The sequence below is a fragment of the Fibrobacter succinogenes subsp. succinogenes S85 genome (assembly GCF_000146505.1).
Taxonomy (GTDB): Bacteria; Fibrobacterota; Fibrobacteria; order Fibrobacterales; family Fibrobacteraceae; genus Fibrobacter; species Fibrobacter succinogenes.
Map to the genome: position 1 here is coordinate 3,418,653 of NC_017448.1, position 19,718 is coordinate 3,438,370.

23 protein-coding genes are annotated in these 19,718 nt (G+C 46.8%); 11 read left to right on the top strand and 12 right to left on the bottom strand.

Going from position 1 to position 19,718, the window contains the following annotated elements:
- Positions 1–20: 20 nt before the first annotated feature.
- From def to rpsP, 8 genes are all read right to left on the bottom strand, one after another.
- Complete coding sequence (gene def, locus FSU_RS14045; RefSeq protein WP_014547023.1) at positions 21–560, bottom strand: peptide deformylase; 540 nt, start codon at positions 558–560, stop codon at positions 21–23.
- 2 nt (positions 561–562) lie between these two features.
- Positions 563–928, bottom strand: coding sequence for a preprotein translocase subunit YajC (gene yajC / locus FSU_RS14050; RefSeq protein WP_015732288.1), 366 nt, complete (start codon positions 926–928; stop codon positions 563–565).
- Between the two features lie 55 nt (positions 929–983).
- Positions 984–1,874 carry a Crp/Fnr family transcriptional regulator gene (locus tag FSU_RS14055; protein ID WP_014547024.1) on the bottom strand — a complete coding sequence of 297 codons (891 nt, stop codon included), beginning with the start codon at positions 1,872–1,874 and terminating at the stop codon, positions 984–986.
- The gene (locus FSU_RS14060; protein ID WP_015732289.1) at positions 1,871–2,779 is read right to left on the bottom strand and encodes a Crp/Fnr family transcriptional regulator; all 909 of its coding nucleotides are present in this window, start codon (positions 2,777–2,779) and stop codon (positions 1,871–1,873) included. Before FSU_RS14060 ends, FSU_RS14055 begins: the two co-directional genes overlap by 4 nt.
- Positions 2,780–2,810: 31 nt before the next feature.
- The gene (rplS, locus tag FSU_RS14065) at positions 2,811–3,158 is read right to left on the bottom strand and encodes a 50S ribosomal protein L19 (RefSeq protein WP_014547026.1); all 348 of its coding nucleotides are present in this window, start codon (positions 3,156–3,158) and stop codon (positions 2,811–2,813) included.
- Positions 3,159–3,174: 16 nt separating this feature from the next.
- Positions 3,175–3,879: a tRNA (guanosine(37)-N1)-methyltransferase TrmD gene (gene trmD, locus FSU_RS14070; RefSeq protein WP_014547027.1), complete on the bottom strand. Its 705-nt coding sequence runs from the start codon at positions 3,877–3,879 to the stop codon at positions 3,175–3,177.
- Positions 3,876–4,433: a ribosome maturation factor RimM gene (gene rimM / locus FSU_RS14075; RefSeq protein WP_014547028.1), complete on the bottom strand. Its 558-nt coding sequence runs from the start codon at positions 4,431–4,433 to the stop codon at positions 3,876–3,878. The genes trmD and rimM overlap by 4 nt, the downstream gene beginning before the upstream one ends.
- A gap of 106 nt (positions 4,434–4,539) precedes the next feature.
- On the bottom strand, positions 4,540–4,953 hold the full coding sequence (rpsP, locus tag FSU_RS16705) for a 30S ribosomal protein S16 (RefSeq protein WP_014547029.1): 414 nt from the start codon (positions 4,951–4,953) through the stop codon (positions 4,540–4,542).
- Between the two features lie 323 nt (positions 4,954–5,276).
- Between rpsP and FSU_RS14085 the strand changes: the two genes are divergently transcribed.
- The 3 genes from FSU_RS14085 to FSU_RS14095 all read left to right on the top strand — a co-directional run bounded on the left by FSU_RS14085 (position 5,277) and on the right by FSU_RS14095 (position 7,611).
- Entirely contained in the window at positions 5,277–6,650 is a 1,374-nt protein-coding gene (locus FSU_RS14085; protein WP_015732290.1) for a GGDEF domain-containing protein, read from the top strand.
- Between the two features lie 197 nt (positions 6,651–6,847).
- On the top strand, positions 6,848–7,066 hold the full coding sequence (locus tag FSU_RS14090; protein ID WP_014547031.1) for a hypothetical protein: 219 nt from the start codon (positions 6,848–6,850) through the stop codon (positions 7,064–7,066).
- A 14-nt stretch (positions 7,067–7,080) separates the two neighbouring features.
- Entirely contained in the window at positions 7,081–7,611 is a 531-nt protein-coding gene (locus tag FSU_RS14095; RefSeq protein ID WP_014547032.1) for a GNAT family N-acetyltransferase, read from the top strand.
- A gap of 68 nt (positions 7,612–7,679) precedes the next feature.
- Here the strand turns inward: FSU_RS14095 and ffh are convergent, their stop codons facing one another.
- The 3 genes from ffh to FSU_RS14110 all read right to left on the bottom strand — a co-directional run bounded on the left by ffh (position 7,680) and on the right by FSU_RS14110 (position 9,963).
- On the bottom strand, positions 7,680–9,044 hold the full coding sequence (gene ffh, locus FSU_RS14100; RefSeq protein WP_014547033.1) for a signal recognition particle protein: 1,365 nt from the start codon (positions 9,042–9,044) through the stop codon (positions 7,680–7,682).
- A 164-nt stretch (positions 9,045–9,208) separates the two neighbouring features.
- Entirely contained in the window at positions 9,209–9,784 is a 576-nt protein-coding gene (locus tag FSU_RS14105) for a hypothetical protein (protein WP_015732292.1), read from the bottom strand.
- Positions 9,781–9,963: a hypothetical protein gene (locus FSU_RS14110; RefSeq protein ID WP_015732293.1), complete on the bottom strand. Its 183-nt coding sequence runs from the start codon at positions 9,961–9,963 to the stop codon at positions 9,781–9,783. Before FSU_RS14110 ends, FSU_RS14105 begins: the two co-directional genes overlap by 4 nt.
- A 582-nt stretch (positions 9,964–10,545) precedes the next feature.
- Between FSU_RS14110 and FSU_RS14115 the strand changes: the two genes are divergently transcribed.
- The 5 genes from FSU_RS14115 to FSU_RS14135 all read left to right on the top strand — a co-directional run bounded on the left by FSU_RS14115 (position 10,546) and on the right by FSU_RS14135 (position 14,207).
- Positions 10,546–11,157, top strand: coding sequence for a hypothetical protein (locus FSU_RS14115; protein WP_014547035.1), 612 nt, complete (start codon positions 10,546–10,548; stop codon positions 11,155–11,157).
- A 68-nt stretch (positions 11,158–11,225) separates the two neighbouring features.
- Positions 11,226–11,438: a hypothetical protein gene (locus FSU_RS14120; RefSeq protein ID WP_015732294.1), complete on the top strand. Its 213-nt coding sequence runs from the start codon at positions 11,226–11,228 to the stop codon at positions 11,436–11,438.
- A 101-nt stretch (positions 11,439–11,539) separates the two neighbouring features.
- Entirely contained in the window at positions 11,540–11,734 is a 195-nt protein-coding gene (locus tag FSU_RS14125; protein ID WP_015732295.1) for a hypothetical protein, read from the top strand.
- A gap of 262 nt (positions 11,735–11,996) precedes the next feature.
- Positions 11,997–12,644 (top strand): hypothetical protein, encoded by a 648-nt coding sequence (locus tag FSU_RS14130; protein WP_014547036.1) that lies wholly within the window; start codon positions 11,997–11,999, stop codon positions 12,642–12,644.
- A 603-nt stretch (positions 12,645–13,247) separates the two neighbouring features.
- Complete coding sequence (locus tag FSU_RS14135; RefSeq protein WP_041260264.1) at positions 13,248–14,207, top strand: Rpn family recombination-promoting nuclease/putative transposase; 960 nt, start codon at positions 13,248–13,250, stop codon at positions 14,205–14,207.
- 70 nt (positions 14,208–14,277) lie between these two features.
- Here FSU_RS14135 and FSU_RS14140 read toward each other — a convergent pair whose 3' ends face one another.
- Entirely contained in the window at positions 14,278–15,711 is a 1,434-nt protein-coding gene (locus FSU_RS14140; RefSeq protein WP_014547037.1) for an alanine/glycine:cation symporter family protein, read from the bottom strand.
- A 50-nt stretch (positions 15,712–15,761) separates the two neighbouring features.
- Between FSU_RS14140 and FSU_RS14145 the strand changes: the two genes are divergently transcribed.
- From FSU_RS14145 to FSU_RS14155, 3 genes are all read left to right on the top strand, one after another.
- Positions 15,762–16,925 carry a pyridoxal phosphate-dependent aminotransferase gene (locus FSU_RS14145; protein WP_014547038.1) on the top strand — a complete coding sequence of 388 codons (1,164 nt, stop codon included), beginning with the start codon at positions 15,762–15,764 and terminating at the stop codon, positions 16,923–16,925.
- Between the two features lie 164 nt (positions 16,926–17,089).
- Complete coding sequence (locus FSU_RS14150) at positions 17,090–18,484, top strand: alpha/beta fold hydrolase (RefSeq protein ID WP_015732297.1); 1,395 nt, start codon at positions 17,090–17,092, stop codon at positions 18,482–18,484.
- Positions 18,485–18,532: 48 nt separating this feature from the next.
- On the top strand, positions 18,533–19,714 hold the full coding sequence (locus FSU_RS14155) for a hypothetical protein (RefSeq protein WP_014547039.1): 1,182 nt from the start codon (positions 18,533–18,535) through the stop codon (positions 19,712–19,714).
- Positions 19,715–19,718 lie beyond the last annotated feature (4 nt).

The following is a 19,718-nucleotide window of genomic DNA, read 5'->3' on the forward strand; positions in this document are numbered from 1 at the left end:
CTGGAGCAGGCCCATGGACCTTATTTCTTTTTGAGCTTTGCCTGGGTTTCTTTTGCCATTTTGCGGAGCTTGGACTGATTCATCGTGCGGTCCGACGTCGAGATCTTATCGACAAAGAGGTCGCCGTTGAGGTGGTCGCATTCGTGCTGGATGCAGCGGGCGAACAGACCTTCGCAGTTATGAATTTCCTGGGCTTCGCCATTGATGTCAAAGAAACGCACTGTCACGCGGTCCGGACGGACAACGTTGCAGAAAATTTCCGGGAGGGAGAGGCAACCTTCATCGTAATCGACGTTCTTGGCATCCGGTTCAGCTTCCCATTCAGGATTGAACATGATGTACGGACGCGGTTCCTCTTCGTCTGGAATGGCGGTGTCAATGACCACGAGACGGATGTTCTTGCCAATCTGCGGAGCGGCAAGGCCGCAGCCCGGAGCATCGTACATGGTTTCGAGCATGTCTTTTGCGAGCTGGCGGAGTTCCGGCGTGATTTCGGTGATGGGTTCGCACTTTTTGCGAAGCACCGGGTCACCGTAAATTCTGATGGGGAGAATGGCCATGATTACTTCTTTTCTTCGACCTTAGCGGAAGTGTCGTTGTTGATGACGCGGAGAATGGCTGCCTTTTCGAATTCGATGGTGGAGGTGCCAGTGCGGAGCGTGATGATGTTTTCTTCCATGCTAGCGATGGTGCCGATGATGCCTGCGGCGGTCATGACCTTGTCGCCCTTCTTGAGCTGCTTGCGCATTTCGTCCATCTGCTTCATTTCCTTCTGCTTCGGGCGGATGAAGAAGAGCCACATCACCACAAAGAGGAGGATGAGCGGGAGGAAGCTAGCGAGAGCACCCGGCTGTTCCGGCTGTGCGGCTGCATCCTGAGCGAAAGCGGCGATGGAGGAAAGTGTCACGAGAAGTGCAGAGAGTTTCATATTGAACCTTGTTCTATTGAGGTTTATTGTTTGATACGGAATAAAAATAGAAAATTTAGAGTAGCTTCTTGTCTAGCAACGGGTAGATTCGATTGAGTTCGAGCAGGTTTAGGAGCCTGTCGAAGTTGGCGCAATATTTGTCTTTGGGGAGCTCTTTGAGGAGCTGCTTTTGCAAAAGCGTTTCGAAATTGCGCGGGGTGAGGCTCATCCCGTGCATGGTACGCTTGGTCTGCTCAATCAAATCGTTCAAGTTTACTGCAACGAGACCGTCGGACTGGAGCTCGCCTTTGTCGCAGGCAGCTTTCACGAATGCGGTGAGGATAGCTTGGTCGGTAAGCGAAAGAATGTTCGGCGATGTGCTCTTGTATATGGCGCGATGGCGGAGCGTTTCGTAGAGAATCTTGATCAGTGGCTTGTTCTCAACAGATGCGGATTCCGATTGCAAACGGACGAGCTTAAAGTCCTGTAAAATGATTAATAGTTTATATGTACCAAGTGCGGAAAGTTTTGAAAATTGAGCGATTTCGTCTTGTAGTGCGACTAAACTAATATCTTTTGCTGGCATTCTCGAAAGCACAAACAACAGCGACGGGAAAGTTGTGATCAAGTCGCTTTTGCGCTTGTTCTCTTGCGCAATGTGGTTGCGCTGTGTGAGGAACGCGAGAATGGACTTGAGCCAGATGGGCTGTTCTTTCATCGTGTCGTGCAAGGCGCTTTGCGGAACGACTTCGATTTCGCAATCTTCTTCGGCGTGGACCGTGTATTCCATGGGCTCGCCTGCGATGAGGCTGAGTTCGCCAAATGTGGATCCAGGGCCGAAATTCAGGACTTGTGTGCCGTTTTGCTCGTCCTTGGAAGTTGCTGTAAGCGCACCGCTTTTGACGATGTAAAATGAATGGGTGAGGTCGCCTTGCAGGCAGAGATTTTCGCCTTCTCTTAAAATCATTTGACCGTCCCCTTGAGATTTGGCTCGTACTGCAAAGCCAATAAATAGTAATTTACTTTGTCAAAATTAAGGGCAAACAGATGGTTCTCTTTTTCGATGAACCATTCAAATTGCTGCATTTGGAGCCAGTCTGTAACGCCAACTTCAAGGTTATGTTCCTTGAATAAATTCATCCATGCGGAACCTTCTATGGTCGTGTCTGGTTCGAGAGTCGATAGCCAAACGAGACATCTCTTTTGCTGGAGCGTGAGCTTGAACGGTAGCCACGGAAGTTCAAGTTCTTGCGTCTTGAGGTAATCCGCAAAAATTTCGAGAAGGCGCGGGTCCGGGACGGTAAGCGTTGAGCCGTTGGCTTGCTGGATAAGCATCTTGCGGCGGATAAGCGTCTTTAGAGCTTCGTTTGCAGCGGGGAACGGCGTCTTGGTGAGCCACGAGAATTCTTGCAACAGCAACTGCTTTTGCAAAATTTCGTCTTTGCTGTAGAATTTGCAGAAAGAGGCGAGGCTTTCGAGCGGATTTTCCGTCTTTGCGGCGCGGATGGACTCGTTGATACGGCGCGTTTTGGCCGAAATCGCCTTGATAGCTGCCAAAAGCCAGACGGGGAGCGCCTTTAGCTCGGATTCCATGCACTCGTCATTGATGATGGTGATGGTGGAATCGGTGGTCGCCTGGAAAATATAGCGTACGGGTTCGCGTTCAAGCAGGGCGCCTACGCCCACGAGATTTCCGGGATGGATTTTGAAAACGACCTTGTTGTTCGCTTTTGGATCGAGTGCGACAAGCTCACCTTCGTTCAAAAGGATGATTTTCTTGTCTTCGTCCTCTGGTGAGGATACAACAAAACCCGCCTTCACGCGGAGTCGCGTGGGCGGGATAAGTCTTGGTTGCGAATTCCCCGTAATCATCGGGAAATAACCGCCTTCGAAGTCCGGCTAATTAAGCCTGGCGTTCTTCGATACGTGCAGCCTTACCGCGGAGGTCGCGCATGTAGTAAATGCGAGCCTGGTGAACCTTACCGGAGCGTTCGACAATGATGGAGTCGATGCGCGGGGAGTTGACCGGGAAGATACGTTCGACAGCGACTGCACCGGACATCTTGCGGACCGTGATGGACTTGCCGATGCCAGAGTTCTTCTGCTGAATAACGACGCCCTTGAACGGCTGGATACGTTCCTTGGTACCTTCGATAACCTTGACGTTAACGGTAACGGTATCGCCAGCACGGAATTCCGGAAGGTCGGTCTTCAAATTTTCGTTTTGGATTGCTTCAATGTTCAGGGACATAATGTGTACCTCGTTATTATTTGTCGCCAAATGTAGTATTTATTTCAAGATTTTTAAAGATGTCGGGGCGTCTTTCTTGCGTTCTTTTTAACGATTCTTGACGTCTCCACTCTGAAATGTTCTTGTGATGACCGGAAAGTAGCACCTCAGGCACCTTTTTTCCTTCGAATTCTTCGGGGCGGGTGTAGACAGGCCAGCCCAAAACGCCTTGCGCGAAGGAGTCCGTTTCACCGGATTCCTTGTGGCCTAGAGCCCCGTCCAGCAGTCGCACTACGGCGTCCGTGACGAGCATCGCCGGAAGTTCGCCTCCGCTCACGACAAAATCGCCGATGGAAATTTCCATGTCGACCTCGGTCTGGCGGATGCGGTCATCGATTCCCTTGTAGTGTCCGCAGACAAGAACAAGGTGGTTTTCTTGAGAGAGTTCTTTGGCAATCTTGTGTGTGAAGGGGACGCCATCTGCCGTGAGGTAGATGACTTTTCCGCCATCTTCCTTGACTCCCGTGCTGCGAATGGCTTTCGCAAGCGGTTCGGGACGGAGTACCATGCCCGGTTCGCCACCATACGGAACATCGTCCACCTGCCCGTAGGCGTTGATGGCGAAGTCTCGCAGATAGACTGTATTGAACTCAAACAAGCCTTTTGCCTGTGCGCGGCCCATGATTGAACTTTTCATCGGCGCGAACATTTCGGGGAAGATGGTGATGCAGTCGATCTTCATCGTTCCTCCGGGCAAACGGATTTTAAATAGTCGCTATCACAAACAATGAACTTTTCTTCGTCGTTGATTTCCTTGACGCAATCGTCAATCCAAGGGGCGAGGATGGACTTGCTGCTGAATTCGGATTGCACGGCAAGGTCGAACTTGATGAGGAACGCATCGACCGTCATCAGTTCTTGCACTTCGATGACTTCGCCAACGTCGCGACCGTCTTCGGTGTGGACGCGGAAACCTTCCAGGTCGTCAAGATAGTATTCGCCTTCGGGGAGCGGGAGACGTTCGGATTCGGGAATCATGACGTCGCCATTGACGAGCGGGGAGAGTGCTTCTGGAGTGTCGAAACCCTTGAATTTCAAAAGCCAGAGGTTGTTTGCCTGCTTGGCATCTTCGAGGGTGAGTTCCAAAACTTCGCCATTCCTCTTTTGAACGCGCACGTCTTTAAGGCTCTTGCAGCGAGTCAGGTCGTGGGTCAGGGGCATCGCTTTGATGTAGCCTTTGACGCCATGCGCACGCATGAGCTGGCAGACGGTGATGTATTCTTCGGAATCGGGCATTTCTTAGAAGAAAGACGAGAGACTAGAGACGAGAGATGGTTGTTTGTGGTTTGCTAAAGAAAAAAGTCCCGTGCATGCGGCACGAGACTCTTTATTAAAGGCGTAATTAAGCCTGTGCTTCTTCAGCGGCCGGAGCTTCAGCAGCTTCCTTGGCAGCCTTTTCGGCTTCGAGGCGAGCCTGAGCCTTCGGGCTCAACTTGCGCTGCTTGGACTTGATTTCGCGAGCGACCGGAGCCTTGCCTTCGATGGAGCGGTTGGCCTTGAGGTCGTGGAACAAGTCAGAAATGCCAGTCTTCTTGAGGAGAGACTTGACAGTGTCAGACGGCTGTGCACCGACGGAGAGCCACTTGAGGACCTTTTCCTGTTCGAAGCGGATTTCCGGCTGCTTGAGGTTCGGGTTGAAGAAACCGACCTGTTCGATAAAGCTATCGTCGCGAGCCTTGCGGTTGTCGATGACGACGATGCGGTAGATCGGGTTGTGACGCTTGCCGAAGCGGGCGAGACGGATAACAGTTGCCATTTTATACCTCTTTATGGGGTTTTTCCCGAAATTTCGGGGTTTTAGTTCTTTTGATGCCAAATATAGCAAACTTGCTTTTGTGTGTAAAGGACGGCAATGAAAAAAAATCCGTCCTTTTCTTATAAATTAATTTGTTGAGCGGTGCGAAAAACTATAAAATTGCCGAAATTCATTCAAAAACGCCAAATTTGAGCCGGCGGATTACCTATGTGTGATATACTTCAAACTTCTTACAATCTGTGGCTGAATTCCAGTTGTTTTTCGATTTTCTCCCCAAATAAAGAGTTATATTAAGTATGTATAATGATTTGAGGGGCCATTCTATGGATATGCAATTGACTTTTGAAGATGTTGCATCTGCACTTTCACTTGATTACGAGTGCGTATTCTTTGTCGATAACGAGACTAATCAGTATGCTATGTTTGCATTTCGAGGCAAGCATACCAAGCTAGGACTGACCGATACGCGAGATTTTTGGGCGGATACGAAGGTCAATGTGGAAGCCGTCGTCTATCCCGAAGACAAACAGTCGTTCTCGGAGCATATCAACCGCGAAACGCTCTTGAAAGCGATTCAAGACGATAACGTTTTTAATTTCAAGTACCGTCTGCTGGTGGAAGGGGAACCTGTCTGGTTCCAGATGAAGGCTGTCCTTGGGCATTCGCAGGGGCGGGAATATTTGATTATTGGTGTGACCAACATTGATAAGCAGGAACGTGAACGATTGGAATTGGAACAGAAGGCGTCCAAGAGCAAGGTTTACGGACAAATTGTGATGGCGCTTGCTGAGCGCTATGATGCCTTGTACATGGTGGATTTGGTGACGGACCATTTTGCACAGTACAAGAGCGAACGCTTGTTCTGCGAGTTGAGCATTACCGTTGAAGGCGATGACTTCTTCAATCAGCTGAAGAAGGATGCCATGCAGGTTATCTATAAAGATGATATCCCGCTGCTAATTGCGGCGCTGGAACGCGAAACGTTCTTGCGCGAACTCGATGAGCATGGCGTGTTCTCGCTAACGTACCGACTGAATAGCCCGACGGGCCCAATGTATGTGAATTTGGTGGCTGTCTATGCCGACAAGAATCACGTTGTCATCAGTGTGACTAATGTCGATGCCCAGGTGCGCCGTGAACAGAAAATCAGGGAAGAGGCGAGCGCCAACTACGAGAAAGCGCGTCATGATGATTTGACTGGCATCAGGAACAAGAATGCTTACAACGAATTCGAAAAGCAACTAGATGAGCAGATCAAGTGTGGTAAGGATATCGAGTTTGCCATTGCTCTTTGTGATGTGAACGGCCTCAAGACTGTAAACGATACGCAAGGGCACAAGACGGGTGATATATACATTAGGGATGCGGCTAAGCTTATTTGCGAAACCTTTAAGCATAGCCCCGTATTCCGCGTGGGCGGTGATGAATTTGTTGTAGTTTTGCGTGGGTCTGATTTCACTAACCGCGAAGAGCTTTCACAGCAATTTTATGAAACCGTAAAGCGCAATGCCGAAGAAGATAAGGTTATTGTGGCTTGCGGCATTTCCGTGTACGACAAGGCTCACGACAAAAATACAGCCGCAGTCTTTGAACGCGCCGACGCCATGATGTACAGGAACAAGATGTCCCTCAAGGGTGGTCGCGACGAAATCATCAATACGATTATCAGAACCATCGGCGCGAGAATGAATATCTAGTGTTGTTTTGCGTTATGGGCGAAATGTCGCCTATTGATTGCAAAATGAAAGGCGTGCAGCGCGACCCCTTGTTTTTGAAAATTGAACATTTTATATTATAGAAACCACCTTAGTAGTGTGTTGCCGGGTTTCACCAGTCTAGTGATACTCCATAGTTATTAGATGCGTTACTTATATGAAAAATAAAGGACATAGCTATGGCTAGACCCATTCGTGAAACTCCGATTCTCTTTGGCGAAGATGCCCGCCGCTTTCTTGCGGCGATGCAGGAACGTCGCCCAGAACCTCCAGAAGTTCGAGCCCGTCGTTTGCGGAACTACGAATATATGAAAAAGGCTTACGAGCTGGGTATGGCTGAAAAGCGTGCCCGCGAAGAAGCCAATGGAGGTGTTGATCCTTGTTTCCGAAAAGTGTAAATAGTAATTACCCGTTGAAATTTATTCGTTTAGATCCGACAAATGGTGTAAAGGCTTTTGATTGTGGCGATAAAGATTTAAACGATTTTATACTTAATCGGGCTCCAGAATTTCAAAAATATCTGCTGTCAGTCAGTTACGCTTGTGTTGATGTTGACGATGCGAGTAAAGTCTATGCCTATTGCAGTCTTGCCAATGACAAGGTTGCCGTGGGTGATTTCAAGGATAAGACCGAATTCAATCGTTTTCGTAAAAAGCAGGGCTTTCCAAATGAAAAACGTTTGAAAAGCTATCCTGCGGTTAAACTCTGCCGGATGGGCGTTGATGAATCTGCGAAAGGTCGTCAAATAGGGACGACAGTTTTAGATTACATCAAGTCGATGTTTGTCTTTGAAAATAAGACGGGTTGCCGATTCTTGACGGTTGATGCGTATTTGAAGGCGGTTCCTTTTTATGAGAAAAACGGGTTTCGCTTTATGAACATCGAAGATGACGATCCCCATACGCGCCTGATGTACTTTGATTTGATGGATTTGGTGGCGTGAAAATTTCAAAGCCTAGATTATAAAAAAAGTCCGCTTGCTTTTGCAAACGGACTTTTAAAATGCGGCGCTTAGCGCTTCTTTTTCTTGTTCTTGTCTTTAGGCGGGGTGTAGTTTGAACCGATGGTACCGCCGTTGTTCTGGCGCTTGGCGAAATCGCCGACCTTCTTGAACATTTCCTTCATGCTTTCGTACTGCTTGAGCACTGCGTTCACGCGGGCGGCATCCGTGCCGGAACCCTTTGCGATACGGGCCTTGCGGCTACCGTCGATAATCTGCGGCTTTTTGCGTTCCTTCGGCGTCATGGAGCTGAGGACAGCTTCCACATAGACCAACTGCTTTTCGTCAATCTGGTCGAGAGGGAGCTTGTTTAAGCCCGGGATGAGGCTCAAAATGTCCTTGATGCGGCCGAGCTTCTTGATCGTGCGGAGCTGCTTCAAGAAGTCGTTCAAGTCGAACGTGTTGTTGAGAATCTTTTTCTTGAGGTCCTTCGCGTCCTTTTCATCGATGACCTGCTGTGCTTTTTCCACGAGGGATACCACGTCGCCCATGCCGAGGATTCGGCTAGCCATGCGGTCCGGGTGGAAAAGGTCGATTTCGTTCAGCTTTTCGCCAACACCGATAAAGCATATAGGCACGCCCGTCATCTTCTTGATGCTAAGCGCTGCACCGCCGCGGGTATCGCCATCCATCTTCGAGAGGCAGACGCCCGTGAAGTTCAGGCGGTTCCAGAACGTCTCGGCGACATTCACTGCTTCCTGACCAATCATAGCATCGGCAACGAACAAAATTTCGTCTGGATGAACCGCATCGCGGGCCTTTTCGAGTTCCTGCATCAGCTCTTCGTCAATCTGCAAGCGGCCTGCCGTATCGTAAATCACGAGGTCAAAACCGTTGTCCTTAGCATACTGGTAGCCGTGCTTGATGATTTCGACCGGATTGCCCTGGCCTTCGTCATAAACCGGAACGCCGATGGACTTGCCGAGCACCTGCAACTGCTTGATAGCGGCCGGACGGTAAACGTCAGCGGCAACGAGGAGCGGCTTCCTCTTCTTCTTGCTGCGCATCCAGAGTGCGATCTTGCCTGCGAAAGTCGTCTTACCCGAACCCTGCAGACCAACCATCATGATGCCCACCGGAGACGGTGCGGAAAGATTGATTTCCTTAGTTTCGCCACCCATGACGGCCACAAGTTCGTCGTGGATAATCTTCACAATCTGCTGACCCGGGGTCACGGAATTGAGCACTTCGGCGCCCATGGACTTTTCCTTGACGGACTTTACAAAGTCGCGAGTCACGTTGAAGTTCACGTCGGCAGCGAGGAACGCACGACGGACTTCACGCAGCGATTCGGCCACGTTTTCTTCGGTGAGTTTGCCCTGCCCACGCAGGTTCTTGAGGGTATTTTCTAGAGAATCAGTCAGCTGTGAAAACATAGTGGGTCAAATTTAGTAATTAGACGAGAGGCTAGAGACGAGAGACGAGAGAAATGTTAGTGAAAAAGCCACATGGGGGAGGGAGAAGCCTCTCCCTCGCTTCAGCCGGGGGCTTCCGCTACCCACTCTAGCGGGCTTCAGACGCCAGCCCGCAACGCCTGGGCTTATAGAGTTTGATACATGAATATGCAACCCTCGTCATATTTGGGTTTAACATGGCTTTGTACAAATTTTTCTTGCTCTATGGGTAATCTTGAAAAGCCCATGGTCTTATAATGCTCTATCAATTTTTCTTGGGGCAATGCGTAAATGTATAGAGCATTTACGCCGATGAATTTACCGATTGATTCTGCCAATGGCCGAATAAACGAGAGAAAAATGAAATAACCGATACGCTTGATTCCTGGATGGTTCTTGCGGTATGCGTTGTTTACTGCAAAGTTTGCAAGTTCTATAGCAGGAATAGATTCAAATGCGTCCTTGAAAACTTGCAAAGTAATCAGGCCTGTTTTAAGTGAAAAATAGCCGACTAGCTCACCGGTGACTTTATCCTTCACAAGATAAGTCCTGCTCATCTTGTTGGTCTCGTCTGTGATAGATTGTTCCTTTAGATAAAGTTCCAATCCAAGAGCTTCGTTTGAAACATTGAAGTTTTCTACGAGAGTCTGATTTTCGGGTGAATCGAATAAGTGCTCTACAGAAAATGCCGGAGTGTCGTAAACAGAAAATTCGACAATCATTTGTGAAGTGCCTCCGCTATTTTTTTGCGGTCGGCTTCTTGCGCTTCAAGAATTGATTCCTCGAATTCCTTGCACATTTTGTTTAATTTCGAAAAATCCGGTTTTTTTGTATGGAGAATATACTGATAAGCGGCGCTATTCTCTAAGCACCCCATAAATTCTTTACTTGGTGTTCTCATAAGATATTCTCCTATGTTTTTATGTAATATATATTTTTTTGCTTTATTGTCCAATGCGTTCGTTCGCTACAAATCTTGTGCAGTTTTGTCGCATTAAACCTTACTATTTCTATTATATAAATGGATAATGTCAGGATATGACAATTTGAGCGCTTTTTTGAAAAAAATATTGAAAAAAAGTCTCATTTTAGAAGAAAAAATCGTTCTTTTGTAAACTTTTTGTGCGTTTCGCTCTTTTTTAAGTTATCTTTTTTAACGAAATAGAGTTTTTGCTCTTGTTCTCCAAACGAAATCTGCAAATTTCAATAGAACGAGGACAAGGCGAACGCTCACGCAGGCATGCCGTTTTAGCGGTATGTTTCAGTTTGCTGTACCGACTTTTAAGTCGGTCTTTGGTCGTATGGCCAAGGGCAACAGCCCTTTCGGGGCGTGGGTCGTTTGCGTTTATCGTTCTTAGGCTTTGCAGAGCCCCGTTTGGATAAATGCAACGATCTGCGCCTTTTTTGTATTATTGCATAAACAGACGAAGTTCTTTGTTGAACAGGGGCGAAACCCGAATGTTTAAAGGAAGGGGTTCAGCTAATGGAAAACGAAGAACTTGCCAAACGTCGCAATTTAGTCAAAAAAATCGGACGTTTTTTCGGTTGGTGTGATAGCAAAATTTTCAACATTCACTTACGTCTTGTAAAGGGTTTGTTGGACAAGGAAACGCAGGCTAGGGCCCAGGGCCTTATCGATGACAAGCTTCACTTCAAGACAATCGGAGCCTTTATCACGTGGCTTGTGGTATTTCCTTGTCATGCATCGAAATATTCCACACGCAAATTTAAGCAAGCGATTGTCCGAATAGCCATTTCTGCAATACTTGCTTTTTTGCCGATGATACTACTGTTAGCTTTTATTGATCAGGTCTGTCCATCTTACAAGGATTCATTTAAAGAAAATCTTCTCATCCTTCATGTCGTGATGACCGCCGTGATGTTTTTTTTCTTTGTGAAATTCGGGACAGTCTTGATAAGGATTGTCACAAGTTTGCTGATACTCGCGATTCTAATGGCTTCGTTCGCTTTCCTTTTAAGTGATGCGGCTCCCGAAACGAAATCAGTTATATTCATTGCATTTGAAGTGGTGATTGCGATATTCTTCCTGCTATGGAACTTTTGGCCGAAGAAAAAAACAAACGAGGATTCGTAACTTGTGCAACATTAAATGTATTTCGTTCAGTTATTAAAACTTCTCTTTTACAAGGGAACTTAGAATCTATGGATTACAATAACGAGGCTAAAGAAAATAGGCTAGAAGAGTTAAAAATTAACATTATCGCATATCAAGGAAAAATTGAAGAAGCTGAAAGAACTCATGCTGTGAACGAGTATACTCTTAGTGCATGGAAAAAAGAATTAAAGGCTTTTGAATCAGAAATGGATTCGTTGAAAAATTCTCCCGAAAACGAAATTACCCTTAATTTTGATTAATAAGGAATTTGATAAAACCATTTGCAAACGCAAAACGCACTGTGCCGGAACCCGCACGACATGGTGTGTAATAGAATGCGGGATGAAATAAGAGGTAAATTATGATAGCCACTGTTACTGAAGATGATGCAGATATCACAATTTGGGACGAAACTGGAAATTGGGTCGCGCACATTCATAAATATTCAGGTTACAAACTTGCTGGTTATACGTCAGCGACTGTATCTGTCAATATTCCTGGTGGTCAAACTTTAGTTTTCAATGAGAAGGGACAACACATAAAAACGATTGGATGACTTAAGAAAAAAATAATGGTATTTTATACATCTGCGATTAGCGGCATATGAATATAAAATGGGTGTTCATATGTCGCTTTTAAGTTGATTTTCTTTTGGCAATTCCGTAGCCAAATGCGATATATGGATGGAGACTATCCATGACTCTAGAAGAACTTGAAAAGATAATCTTGCCACATACCACAAAAGAGATCGAATACGGCCAGTAGCAATACTTGTTCAATATCGATGCAAAACGGCATTATTCGTCAATGAGGACTACATGAAAAGAATACTTCTGTTATTACTCACACTTTCTGTCTTGACTTTTGCTGCCAAGCCTTCGGGTGTATGGCGTTTTGCCCGCACAAATTCCATGCAATCTACGGCTTGGAATCATCCGGGCGAACTTATTGACCTTGGCGATAGGCAGGTATGCCATTATGCTGGGCAAATTAATTTTCCGCCTAACAGAGATGGCTACTGCGATGATATCCTTATCCTGCACTTAGCCAAAGCTCAGGCTATGGAAGAAAACGGAAAAATTATTGGGCTATACTGTGCATACGATTGGTCTTTCCCTGATATGGGCGGAAACTATTTGACCAATGATGTGTATCGTGATAATTGTCCGGATATTTTGGCTGCTGTGAATGGTGGGTTCGAAGTGATAGGAGAATACTGGTTCAAGCCTATGGAAAACCAAACTATCTATTACGAGGACGGCAAACCGATCAAGCAGACTCTATCAAATACGCGGGAAACTTTGGACAGGTTCGACAAACGCTACGAAAACCAAATTCGGTATCGCGATACATACGACTGGATTCAGCTGAAACCTGGCTACGGATGGGATCAGTGGGAACGACCGGGGAGCGTGTATGAATCGGGACGAAAAACGAATGGAAAAGGTAAGGCGAAAAAGCGTTAGGGATTGTGACCCCTTGGGGCGAAGACTTGCGTGCTGTTCTCTTTGATGTTTACGGAAGCAAGGCTTCGTTTTAGGAGATTGGCAACGAGCGAAGCGAAGGTGACAAACCCTAAAATATAGCCCGACCCGCATGTATGCGGGGAACGCCCAAAAGAAAATTATGAATATAGCAGGCCGCGTGAACGACCTGCTTTTTCTGTTGATTCAGTTAAAAACTGCCAAAACTTCGGTCCCTTGCACGCTTAGTTTTGAAATGGTATATTCATGGTATAGATAGCACTTCGTCCTGCTGACAGCGTATTCGATCCGGGCAGGTTGTTTCACTATCTGCTTGACGCCGACCTCCCTTTGTTTCGCTTGGCAGGCGAAAAAATTCGAGGCAGCATACACCCTATGGGGAAACTGGCCCCCTGGCGATCAACGTAGAGCACCGTCTGTCATAAGAAAAATATGGTAGACGTAAAGCCTTGTCGTTAAAGGTTTGCGAACGATTGCCTTGTGGCGATCGCTGTGTTCTGCTGTCGTTGTTGAGGTTCTAGTTTGCAAATCACAACTGTTTAACCATTCAAAAAGGACATCTCGCTCGGCGGGATGAATCAAAATATGGATTGCTCTCAGCACTATAAAATGCTTAAGGATATGGAAAAGGATCCGAAGAACCTTGCCAAGTATCAAAAAATGTACAAGTACGCTTATCTTTTGAGTGATGGCGTTTTCAAAATTGTATTCACGGAGGAAAAGTCGCATTCGCTTCTTATTTCGCTGTTGAATGCGATGCTTGACTTGCATGGTGGCGATGCCATCGGGGAAATTTCGCTGGAAATGCAGGAATTCCCGGGTATTTTCAATAAGAAAAACTGTATTGTCGATATTATTGGCACGACCAATGCTGGCGAAAAGGTTCTTGTTGAAATTCAACAGCAAAAGGACAAGTTTTTCAAGGATCGCGTAGAATACTATGTATCTCGTGTTATTGAAAATCAGGTCCATAAGAGCGAAAAATTTGAATTGCCGCATATCTATTTTCTTGGACTTCTGGATTTTGAACTTTTCCCGGAAGAAGAACATGAATATATCCATCATGTCGATGAAATGTGTCACGGCAAGAAGTTCTTCCCGAAGATTCAGAAGGTTTTCGTGGAAATTGAAAAGTTTTTTAAGCTCGAAAAGTTGGGATTTACTAAGGATGACGAGTCTGATGCCGCTCAGTGGCTACGTGCTATCAGGGTTGTTATCAAGGAAGAACCTGCTCCTGAAAAAATTATGCAGAATGAAACGTTTAGGCGGTTGCTTGAATCGGTGAAATTGATTAATTTTGCAGAGGAGCTTTTCAACTGCGAGGTAAAGAAAATGACGGAAGTGATGGCTGAACGCGAAAACGCTTATGCCGAAGGCAAGGAAGAAGGCCGTGCCGTTGGTTATGCCGAAGGGGCTTCTGCCGAGCGGACGAAAGCGGATCAGGAAAAACGCCAAATGGCGAAAAGTCTCAAGGAACAGAATGTCGATGTTTCTATAATCGCTAAATCGACAGGTTTTTCTGAAGAGGAAATTCTCAGTTTATAGCTGAAATTCAGTTTTTAAGAATGCAAAACAGCAGGCCGTGCGAACGACCTGCTTTTCTTGTACCGTAATTTTACAGCTTTTGTCCTGGATTCCAGTAATCGGTGGGTTGCTCGACGCCGCATTCTTTTGCGATGTAGACGGGTTCGAGGCCTTTCTTCTTTTGGTCGGTGTAGTTTTTGAGGGCCTTGATGGCGATTGGCGAGAGTATCAAGATGACGGGGATGTTCACGAGGACCATGAGGCCTTGGCAAAGGTCTGCGCTGTCCCAGGCAAACGATGCGCTGGAGGTGGCGCCTAAGAAGACGATGGCGGTTGCGATGGTCTTGAATACGTTGCGGATTTTCTTTGTGGGGCGTCTGTTCAAGATGAAGCGGAGGCAGCCTTCGGTGTAGTAGTAGTTACCGATGAGCGTTGTGTAGCCGAAGAGGCACATGGAGAATGTGATGAAGATGGCGCCGTTGCTGCCGAGAACGGAGGCGAGAGACTTTTGTACGTAAATGATTCCCGAGATGTCCTTGCTGGGCTCGATGTTGGTCGAGAGGCACATGAGGGCTGTGGCGGAGCAGATGAGGAGCGTGTCGATGAATACGGAAAGCGATTGCACGAGTCCCTGCTTGACGGGGTGCGAAACGCTTGCACTTGCACTTGCGTTCGGGGCAGAACCCATACCTGCTTCGTTGGAGTAGAGGCCGCGCTTGATGCCGTACATGATGCAGCTTCCGGCAAATCCGCCGAATCCAGCGTCGAACGAGAATGCGTTCTTGAAAATCGTGCCGAACATGGCAGGAACATTCGAGATGTTGTAGATGATAATGCCGAAGGCGACGATGACGTAGATAGTTCCCATAAAGGGGACTAGGTAACTTGTGATGGTGGAGATTTTCTTCGCGCCTTCCCAGATGCAAAGAGCGAAGAGTGCGGCTAAAATAAATCCGACGATGAACGGTGTTGATGCTTTGTCGTAGAATTTGTATCCGGTAAGGGAGTCTTGAATGTTGTACGAAGCGAGCAAGTTGTAGCCCACGATGTAGGTGAGGAGCACAAAGCCTGAGAAGAGAACGCCTAGCCAGCGTTTGCCGAGTGCAGTATGGATGTAATATGACGGTCCGCCGTAGGAGTGCCCTGATACGTCATCATGGCGTTTGTAAATCTGGGCGAGGGTAGATTCTACGAATGCGGAGGCTGCGCCGAGGATGGCGATTACCCACATCCAGAAAATGGCACCCGGGCCACCGAGGCAAATGGCCGAAGATACGCCGACGATGTTTCCGGTGCCGACGCGGGAGGCGGTCGAAACCATCAATGCCGCAAATGACGAAATCCCATGCTTGTGCAGAGGCTTTTCGCGAGTGACGCGGAATGTTTCGATCAGATAGCGGACTTGTGGAAATCCCAAACGGACAGAAAGGAATACCCCGGCTACAATCAAAAACAGCGGGACAATGTAGAAATCATACAAGGCGGTGTTAAGCACCGAAACAATGGGATGTAAGGGGTTTGACATAGAAATCTCCTATTGGTTAAATAGTAGAAAAATTTTTAAATTTTCCCGCCATGCAACCGTTAAGTAAACGCACCGAAACTTTTACCGATTCCGTTATCCGCCGAATGACCCGTATTGCCAATGCTTGCGGGGCTATTAACCTGTCGCAGGGGTTCCCTGATTTTGACCCGCCTGAGGCGCTCACGAAGCGGCTTTCGGAGGTGGCTTTGACGGGTCCGCACCAGTATGCGATTACGTTTGGCGCGCAGAATTTCCGCGAGGCGTTGAGCGATAAGCAGTTCCACTTTAGCGGCTTGCGTTACGATCCGCAAAAAGAGATGGTGATTACTTGCGGCAGTACCGAAGCGATGATGGCTTCGATGATGTCGGTCTGCAATCCGGGCGATAAGGTGGTGCTGTTCTCGCCGTTCTACGAGAACTATTCCGCCGATACGATTTTGTGCGGGGCGACTCCGGTTTATGTGCCGCTTTCGCCTGTTGACTTGAGCTTTGATGCGAACGTCTTGGAAAGTGCGATGGCGCAACCTGGCGTGAAGGCGCTGGTGCTTTGCAATCCGGCAAATCCGAGCGGTAAGGTTTTTACGCACGAAGAACTTTCGATTATTGCATCGCTTGCCGTCAAGTACGACTTGTATGTGATTACAGACGAGGTTTACGAGCATATTGTTTTTGCTCCGCATCGCCATACGTACATAGCGATGCTCCCGGGAATGTTCGAACGCACGATTGAATGTAGCAGCTTGAGCAAGACTTACTCGATTACGGGCTGGCGTTTGGGCTATGTGCTTGCGGCGGAACCGGTTATGGAACGCATCAAGAAGGTGCATGACTTTTTGACGGTGGGTGCTGCGGCTCCGTTGATGGAGGCTGCTGTGACGGCGCTCCGTTTTGACGACTCGTACTATACGGGTTTGCAGGCGCATTACACGCACATGAAGGATGTATTTACAAACGGACTCCGCAATCTCGGTTTGCGTTTTACCGAACCGCAAGGCGCTTACTTTGTACTCGTTGATATTAGCGAGTTCGGGTATGAAGGAGATGAACAATTCTGCATTGATATGGCGCAGAAGGTGGGTGTTGCTGCTGTTCCGGGGTCGAGCTTCTTCCGTGAACCGGTGGACCATCTCGTGCGTCTGCATTTCGCGAAGAAAGACGAAACGCTTTACGAAGCACTCAATCGCTTGGAAAATTTGAAAAAGTTGAAACGATAGCTTGTGTGAATTAATTTGTAATTGAAAGGTGTGGCGGAATGCTGCTCCTTTTTTTTAGTTATAAAAAAATTGTATCATCAGTAATGAAATAATAGTATTGGACAAAAGCCTCCGCAGAATCTAATATTGTGCCAACAAAAAACAACTTAACAACGGAGGAATCAATGAATATCTTTAAAAAAAATACGAAACTTTCGACTATTATTTTAGCATCACTCCTTTCACTTTCTGCATGTTCTGATGACGATTCAAATTCTGTCGCTCCTTCAACCTCTGAAGAACATGAACATCATGCTACGGAAGAACACTCCGGTTCTGGCGAAACGCATTCCGGTGCTGCCGATGAACATTCTGGTCATGCTACGGAATCTGGTGACCACAAATCTGCATCAAGCGGCTTGACGCTTGGCGATGAAAATATTAAAGATGGCATCATTTTCTTGCAGGATACGACAATTAATGGCGTGTTGACGGTGAATACTTCAACGCCGGGCGCAACTGTTTTGAAAAATGTCAAGGTCACGGGAAATCTGTTGATCAAACGCTCTGGCCGTGTTGATTTTTCGGGTAGTGCCGATGTGGTTCACGTGGGTAGCAGCAATACAGATGTCTATGCCTTTGATGATGTTGCTCTGGTAAATGGTCATCATTTTATGGGCAAGAACAATACCTTTACGACCAAGAGATTCTCGGATTATCAGGAAGTGGATTGGACCGAAAAGGCGGCTCACCTGTCTACGGGAATTCATTTATCTTACACGGTCTCAGGTGATGAAAAGGGAGCTCCGGTTATCTTGATTCATGGCCTTGTCGATGGGCGTGTTTCCTGGTCGCAGGTGGCTCCACAGCTTGCCAAGAAGGGCTATCGTGTATATGTTCCTGAATTGCGAGGCAACGGAAAGACGGACAAGCCAATTGAAGAATCGGCGTATTCAATCAAGGAATTGGCAAAGGATATCGCAGCTTTTATCGATAAGCTTGAATTGAACAAACCGCATATTGTTGGACATTCTTTTGGTTCATTTGTGGCGCAGGAATTGTCTATTTCGTATGCGGATAAAATCGGTTCCATCACATTGATTGGCTCGGCGGCCTCTGTGGATAAGAAAAATGCTACGATTGATTGGCTCTTGAACGGAACGGATGATAAATTATTCGATGGCGTTTATGCTTATGATTCAACGCAAAAGCTTCCTGATACATTCTATGAAAAGTGGGGCAATAGCACGAATCCGGATAAGGATTTCCAGACCGCACACTTGGAACATTTGCATCAAGTCCCTTATTATGCTTGGAAATTCCTTGTCAAGAACTTTGTAGCTGTTGACAATGCAAAGCGCCTTTCTTCGATTACATCGGATGTCCAGATTATCTGGGGTACAAAGGACGCTATATTCGATAAAAAGTCGCAGGAAGCGTTGCAGGATGGCCTTTCTAAGGCAAAGAAAGTCGTGTTCCGTGAAGTCAAAGATGCGGACCACAACACGCATTGGGGCTCCAAAGCCGCTGTAGAAACTGTGACGGACTACATCGACAACTTTATCAAGGGCGACAAGTAATTATTAATTATGGGGAGGAGTATCTGTAAAAAGATACTCCTTTGTATTATGAATAAAATAATTTTATCATGCGTTTTATTGTTTGCGGGTGTCGCTTTTTCTGAAATTCGCCCGAAGTTGGACCTTTCTGGGATGGTGATGGTCCACGCTTATGCCGATTGGAATACGGATGAGTCTAAGGTTACGCACCGTTTTGAATCTATGCTAGATTTGGACTTTGACCTTCGTTTTAACGATCGCTGGTCTGCATGGCTTGAACTCGAAGCGATGGGGATGGCGATGAACGGAATGGAGGATATGGAAGGGATGGACATGGGCGATGAATCGTCTATGGATCCCGTAAATCCTGCTGTTGTCTTTAATGGCGCGTATATTCAATACACTCGTTCGGAACGCACTTTCTTTCGCGTTGGTGACTTGAAATTTTTTGAAGGTATTTTCAAGAATTATTATGATTTCGGGGATCCGCGCGATGATGCTGCAGGCATTTCGCAAAAGACGATTCGCGGTTTAGAATTCCAGTGGAACGGATTGCAATTTGATATAGGTTTTGGCACTGCGGGCAATGACCAAAGTTGCCATTACCATTTCATGTTTGGCGAGTACATGGGAATGGATTGTCTGGAAGGTTATACGTATGAAGTTCATGCGGCGTACGACTTAGAAATTGCAAATCAAGTTTTCCGTCCTTATTTTGATTACAAAAGCTATCAGCGTAAAGACTACAATGAACTTTATGCGGGGTTAGATTTATCGCTTGCGTTTGGCCCTTTTGCGTTCCATGGACTATACGGGTTCCATTCCGTGTTCCTCGCAAGTGACGATGCTGTCTCGAACCACGTCTTGCTTGTAGAACCGTCATTTGATATTTCGAGATTTTGCATAGTGGGCTCTTTGTTCTATGCGTTCATCGATGACCCTGTTCGTACAAGTCTAGAAATTACCTCGCGTCCGGAATACTTCTTTGTCGCGTTGGAGCCGAGCGTTGCCGTGAATGAATATCTGAGTATCGGCGTTCCTTTGGAATTGCATACGAACAGCTTAGATAAAAAGGACGACTTGGGCTCTGCGCGCATCGGCGGAAGATTCTACTTTAATGTTCCTGACTTTAAAATAGATATCATCTCGATGGTGCTTGTCGATATCCCGTATGGCGATGATTGGCCGTCCGAAGGGAATAAGAATGATCCTTCCTTTATTTTTGGTGTAGAAGCGATGTTTGACTTCTAGGAGC

What these genes read in the sequence shown, in the direction of transcription:
- FSU_RS14130 (WP_014547036.1), top strand. Translation starts at nt 11,997, where the DNA reads ATGAAAAGAATACTTCTGTTATTACTCACACTTTCTGTCTTGACTTTT.
- FSU_RS14150 (WP_015732297.1), top strand. Translation starts at nt 17,090, where the DNA reads ATGAATATCTTTAAAAAAAATACGAAACTTTCGACTATTATTTTAGCA.
- FSU_RS14055 (WP_014547024.1), bottom strand. Translation starts at nt 1,874, where the DNA reads ATGATTTTAAGAGAAGGCGAAAATCTCTGCCTGCAAGGCGACCTCACC.
- yajC (WP_015732288.1), bottom strand. Translation starts at nt 928, where the DNA reads ATGAAACTCTCTGCACTTCTCGTGACACTTTCCTCCATCGCCGCTTTC.
- FSU_RS14105 (WP_015732292.1), bottom strand. Translation starts at nt 9,784, where the DNA reads ATGATTGTCGAATTTTCTGTTTACGACACTCCGGCATTTTCTGTAGAG.
- FSU_RS14115 (WP_014547035.1), top strand. Translation starts at nt 10,546, where the DNA reads ATGGAAAACGAAGAACTTGCCAAACGTCGCAATTTAGTCAAAAAAATC.
- trmD (WP_014547027.1), bottom strand. Translation starts at nt 3,879, where the DNA reads ATGAAGATCGACTGCATCACCATCTTCCCCGAAATGTTCGCGCCGATG.
- rplS (WP_014547026.1), bottom strand. Translation starts at nt 3,158, where the DNA reads ATGTCCCTGAACATTGAAGCAATCCAAAACGAAAATTTGAAGACCGAC.
- FSU_RS14090 (WP_014547031.1), top strand. Translation starts at nt 6,848, where the DNA reads ATGGCTAGACCCATTCGTGAAACTCCGATTCTCTTTGGCGAAGATGCC.
- FSU_RS14085 (WP_015732290.1), top strand. Translation starts at nt 5,277, where the DNA reads ATGGATATGCAATTGACTTTTGAAGATGTTGCATCTGCACTTTCACTT.
- FSU_RS14120 (WP_015732294.1), top strand. Translation starts at nt 11,226, where the DNA reads ATGGATTACAATAACGAGGCTAAAGAAAATAGGCTAGAAGAGTTAAAA.
- FSU_RS14145 (WP_014547038.1), top strand. Translation starts at nt 15,762, where the DNA reads ATGCAACCGTTAAGTAAACGCACCGAAACTTTTACCGATTCCGTTATC.
- FSU_RS14060 (WP_015732289.1), bottom strand. Translation starts at nt 2,779, where the DNA reads ATGATTACGGGGAATTCGCAACCAAGACTTATCCCGCCCACGCGACTC.
- FSU_RS14140 (WP_014547037.1), bottom strand. Translation starts at nt 15,711, where the DNA reads ATGTCAAACCCCTTACATCCCATTGTTTCGGTGCTTAACACCGCCTTG.
- FSU_RS14125 (WP_015732295.1), top strand. Translation starts at nt 11,540, where the DNA reads ATGATAGCCACTGTTACTGAAGATGATGCAGATATCACAATTTGGGAC.
- FSU_RS14135 (WP_041260264.1), top strand. Translation starts at nt 13,248, where the DNA reads ATGGATTGCTCTCAGCACTATAAAATGCTTAAGGATATGGAAAAGGAT.
- def (WP_014547023.1), bottom strand. Translation starts at nt 560, where the DNA reads ATGGCCATTCTCCCCATCAGAATTTACGGTGACCCGGTGCTTCGCAAA.
- rimM (WP_014547028.1), bottom strand. Translation starts at nt 4,433, where the DNA reads ATGCCCGATTCCGAAGAATACATCACCGTCTGCCAGCTCATGCGTGCG.
- FSU_RS14155 (WP_014547039.1), top strand. Translation starts at nt 18,533, where the DNA reads ATGAATAAAATAATTTTATCATGCGTTTTATTGTTTGCGGGTGTCGCT.
- ffh (WP_014547033.1), bottom strand. Translation starts at nt 9,044, where the DNA reads ATGTTTTCACAGCTGACTGATTCTCTAGAAAATACCCTCAAGAACCTG.
- rpsP (WP_014547029.1), bottom strand. Translation starts at nt 4,953, where the DNA reads ATGGCAACTGTTATCCGTCTCGCCCGCTTCGGCAAGCGTCACAACCCG.
- FSU_RS14110 (WP_015732293.1), bottom strand. Translation starts at nt 9,963, where the DNA reads ATGAGAACACCAAGTAAAGAATTTATGGGGTGCTTAGAGAATAGCGCC.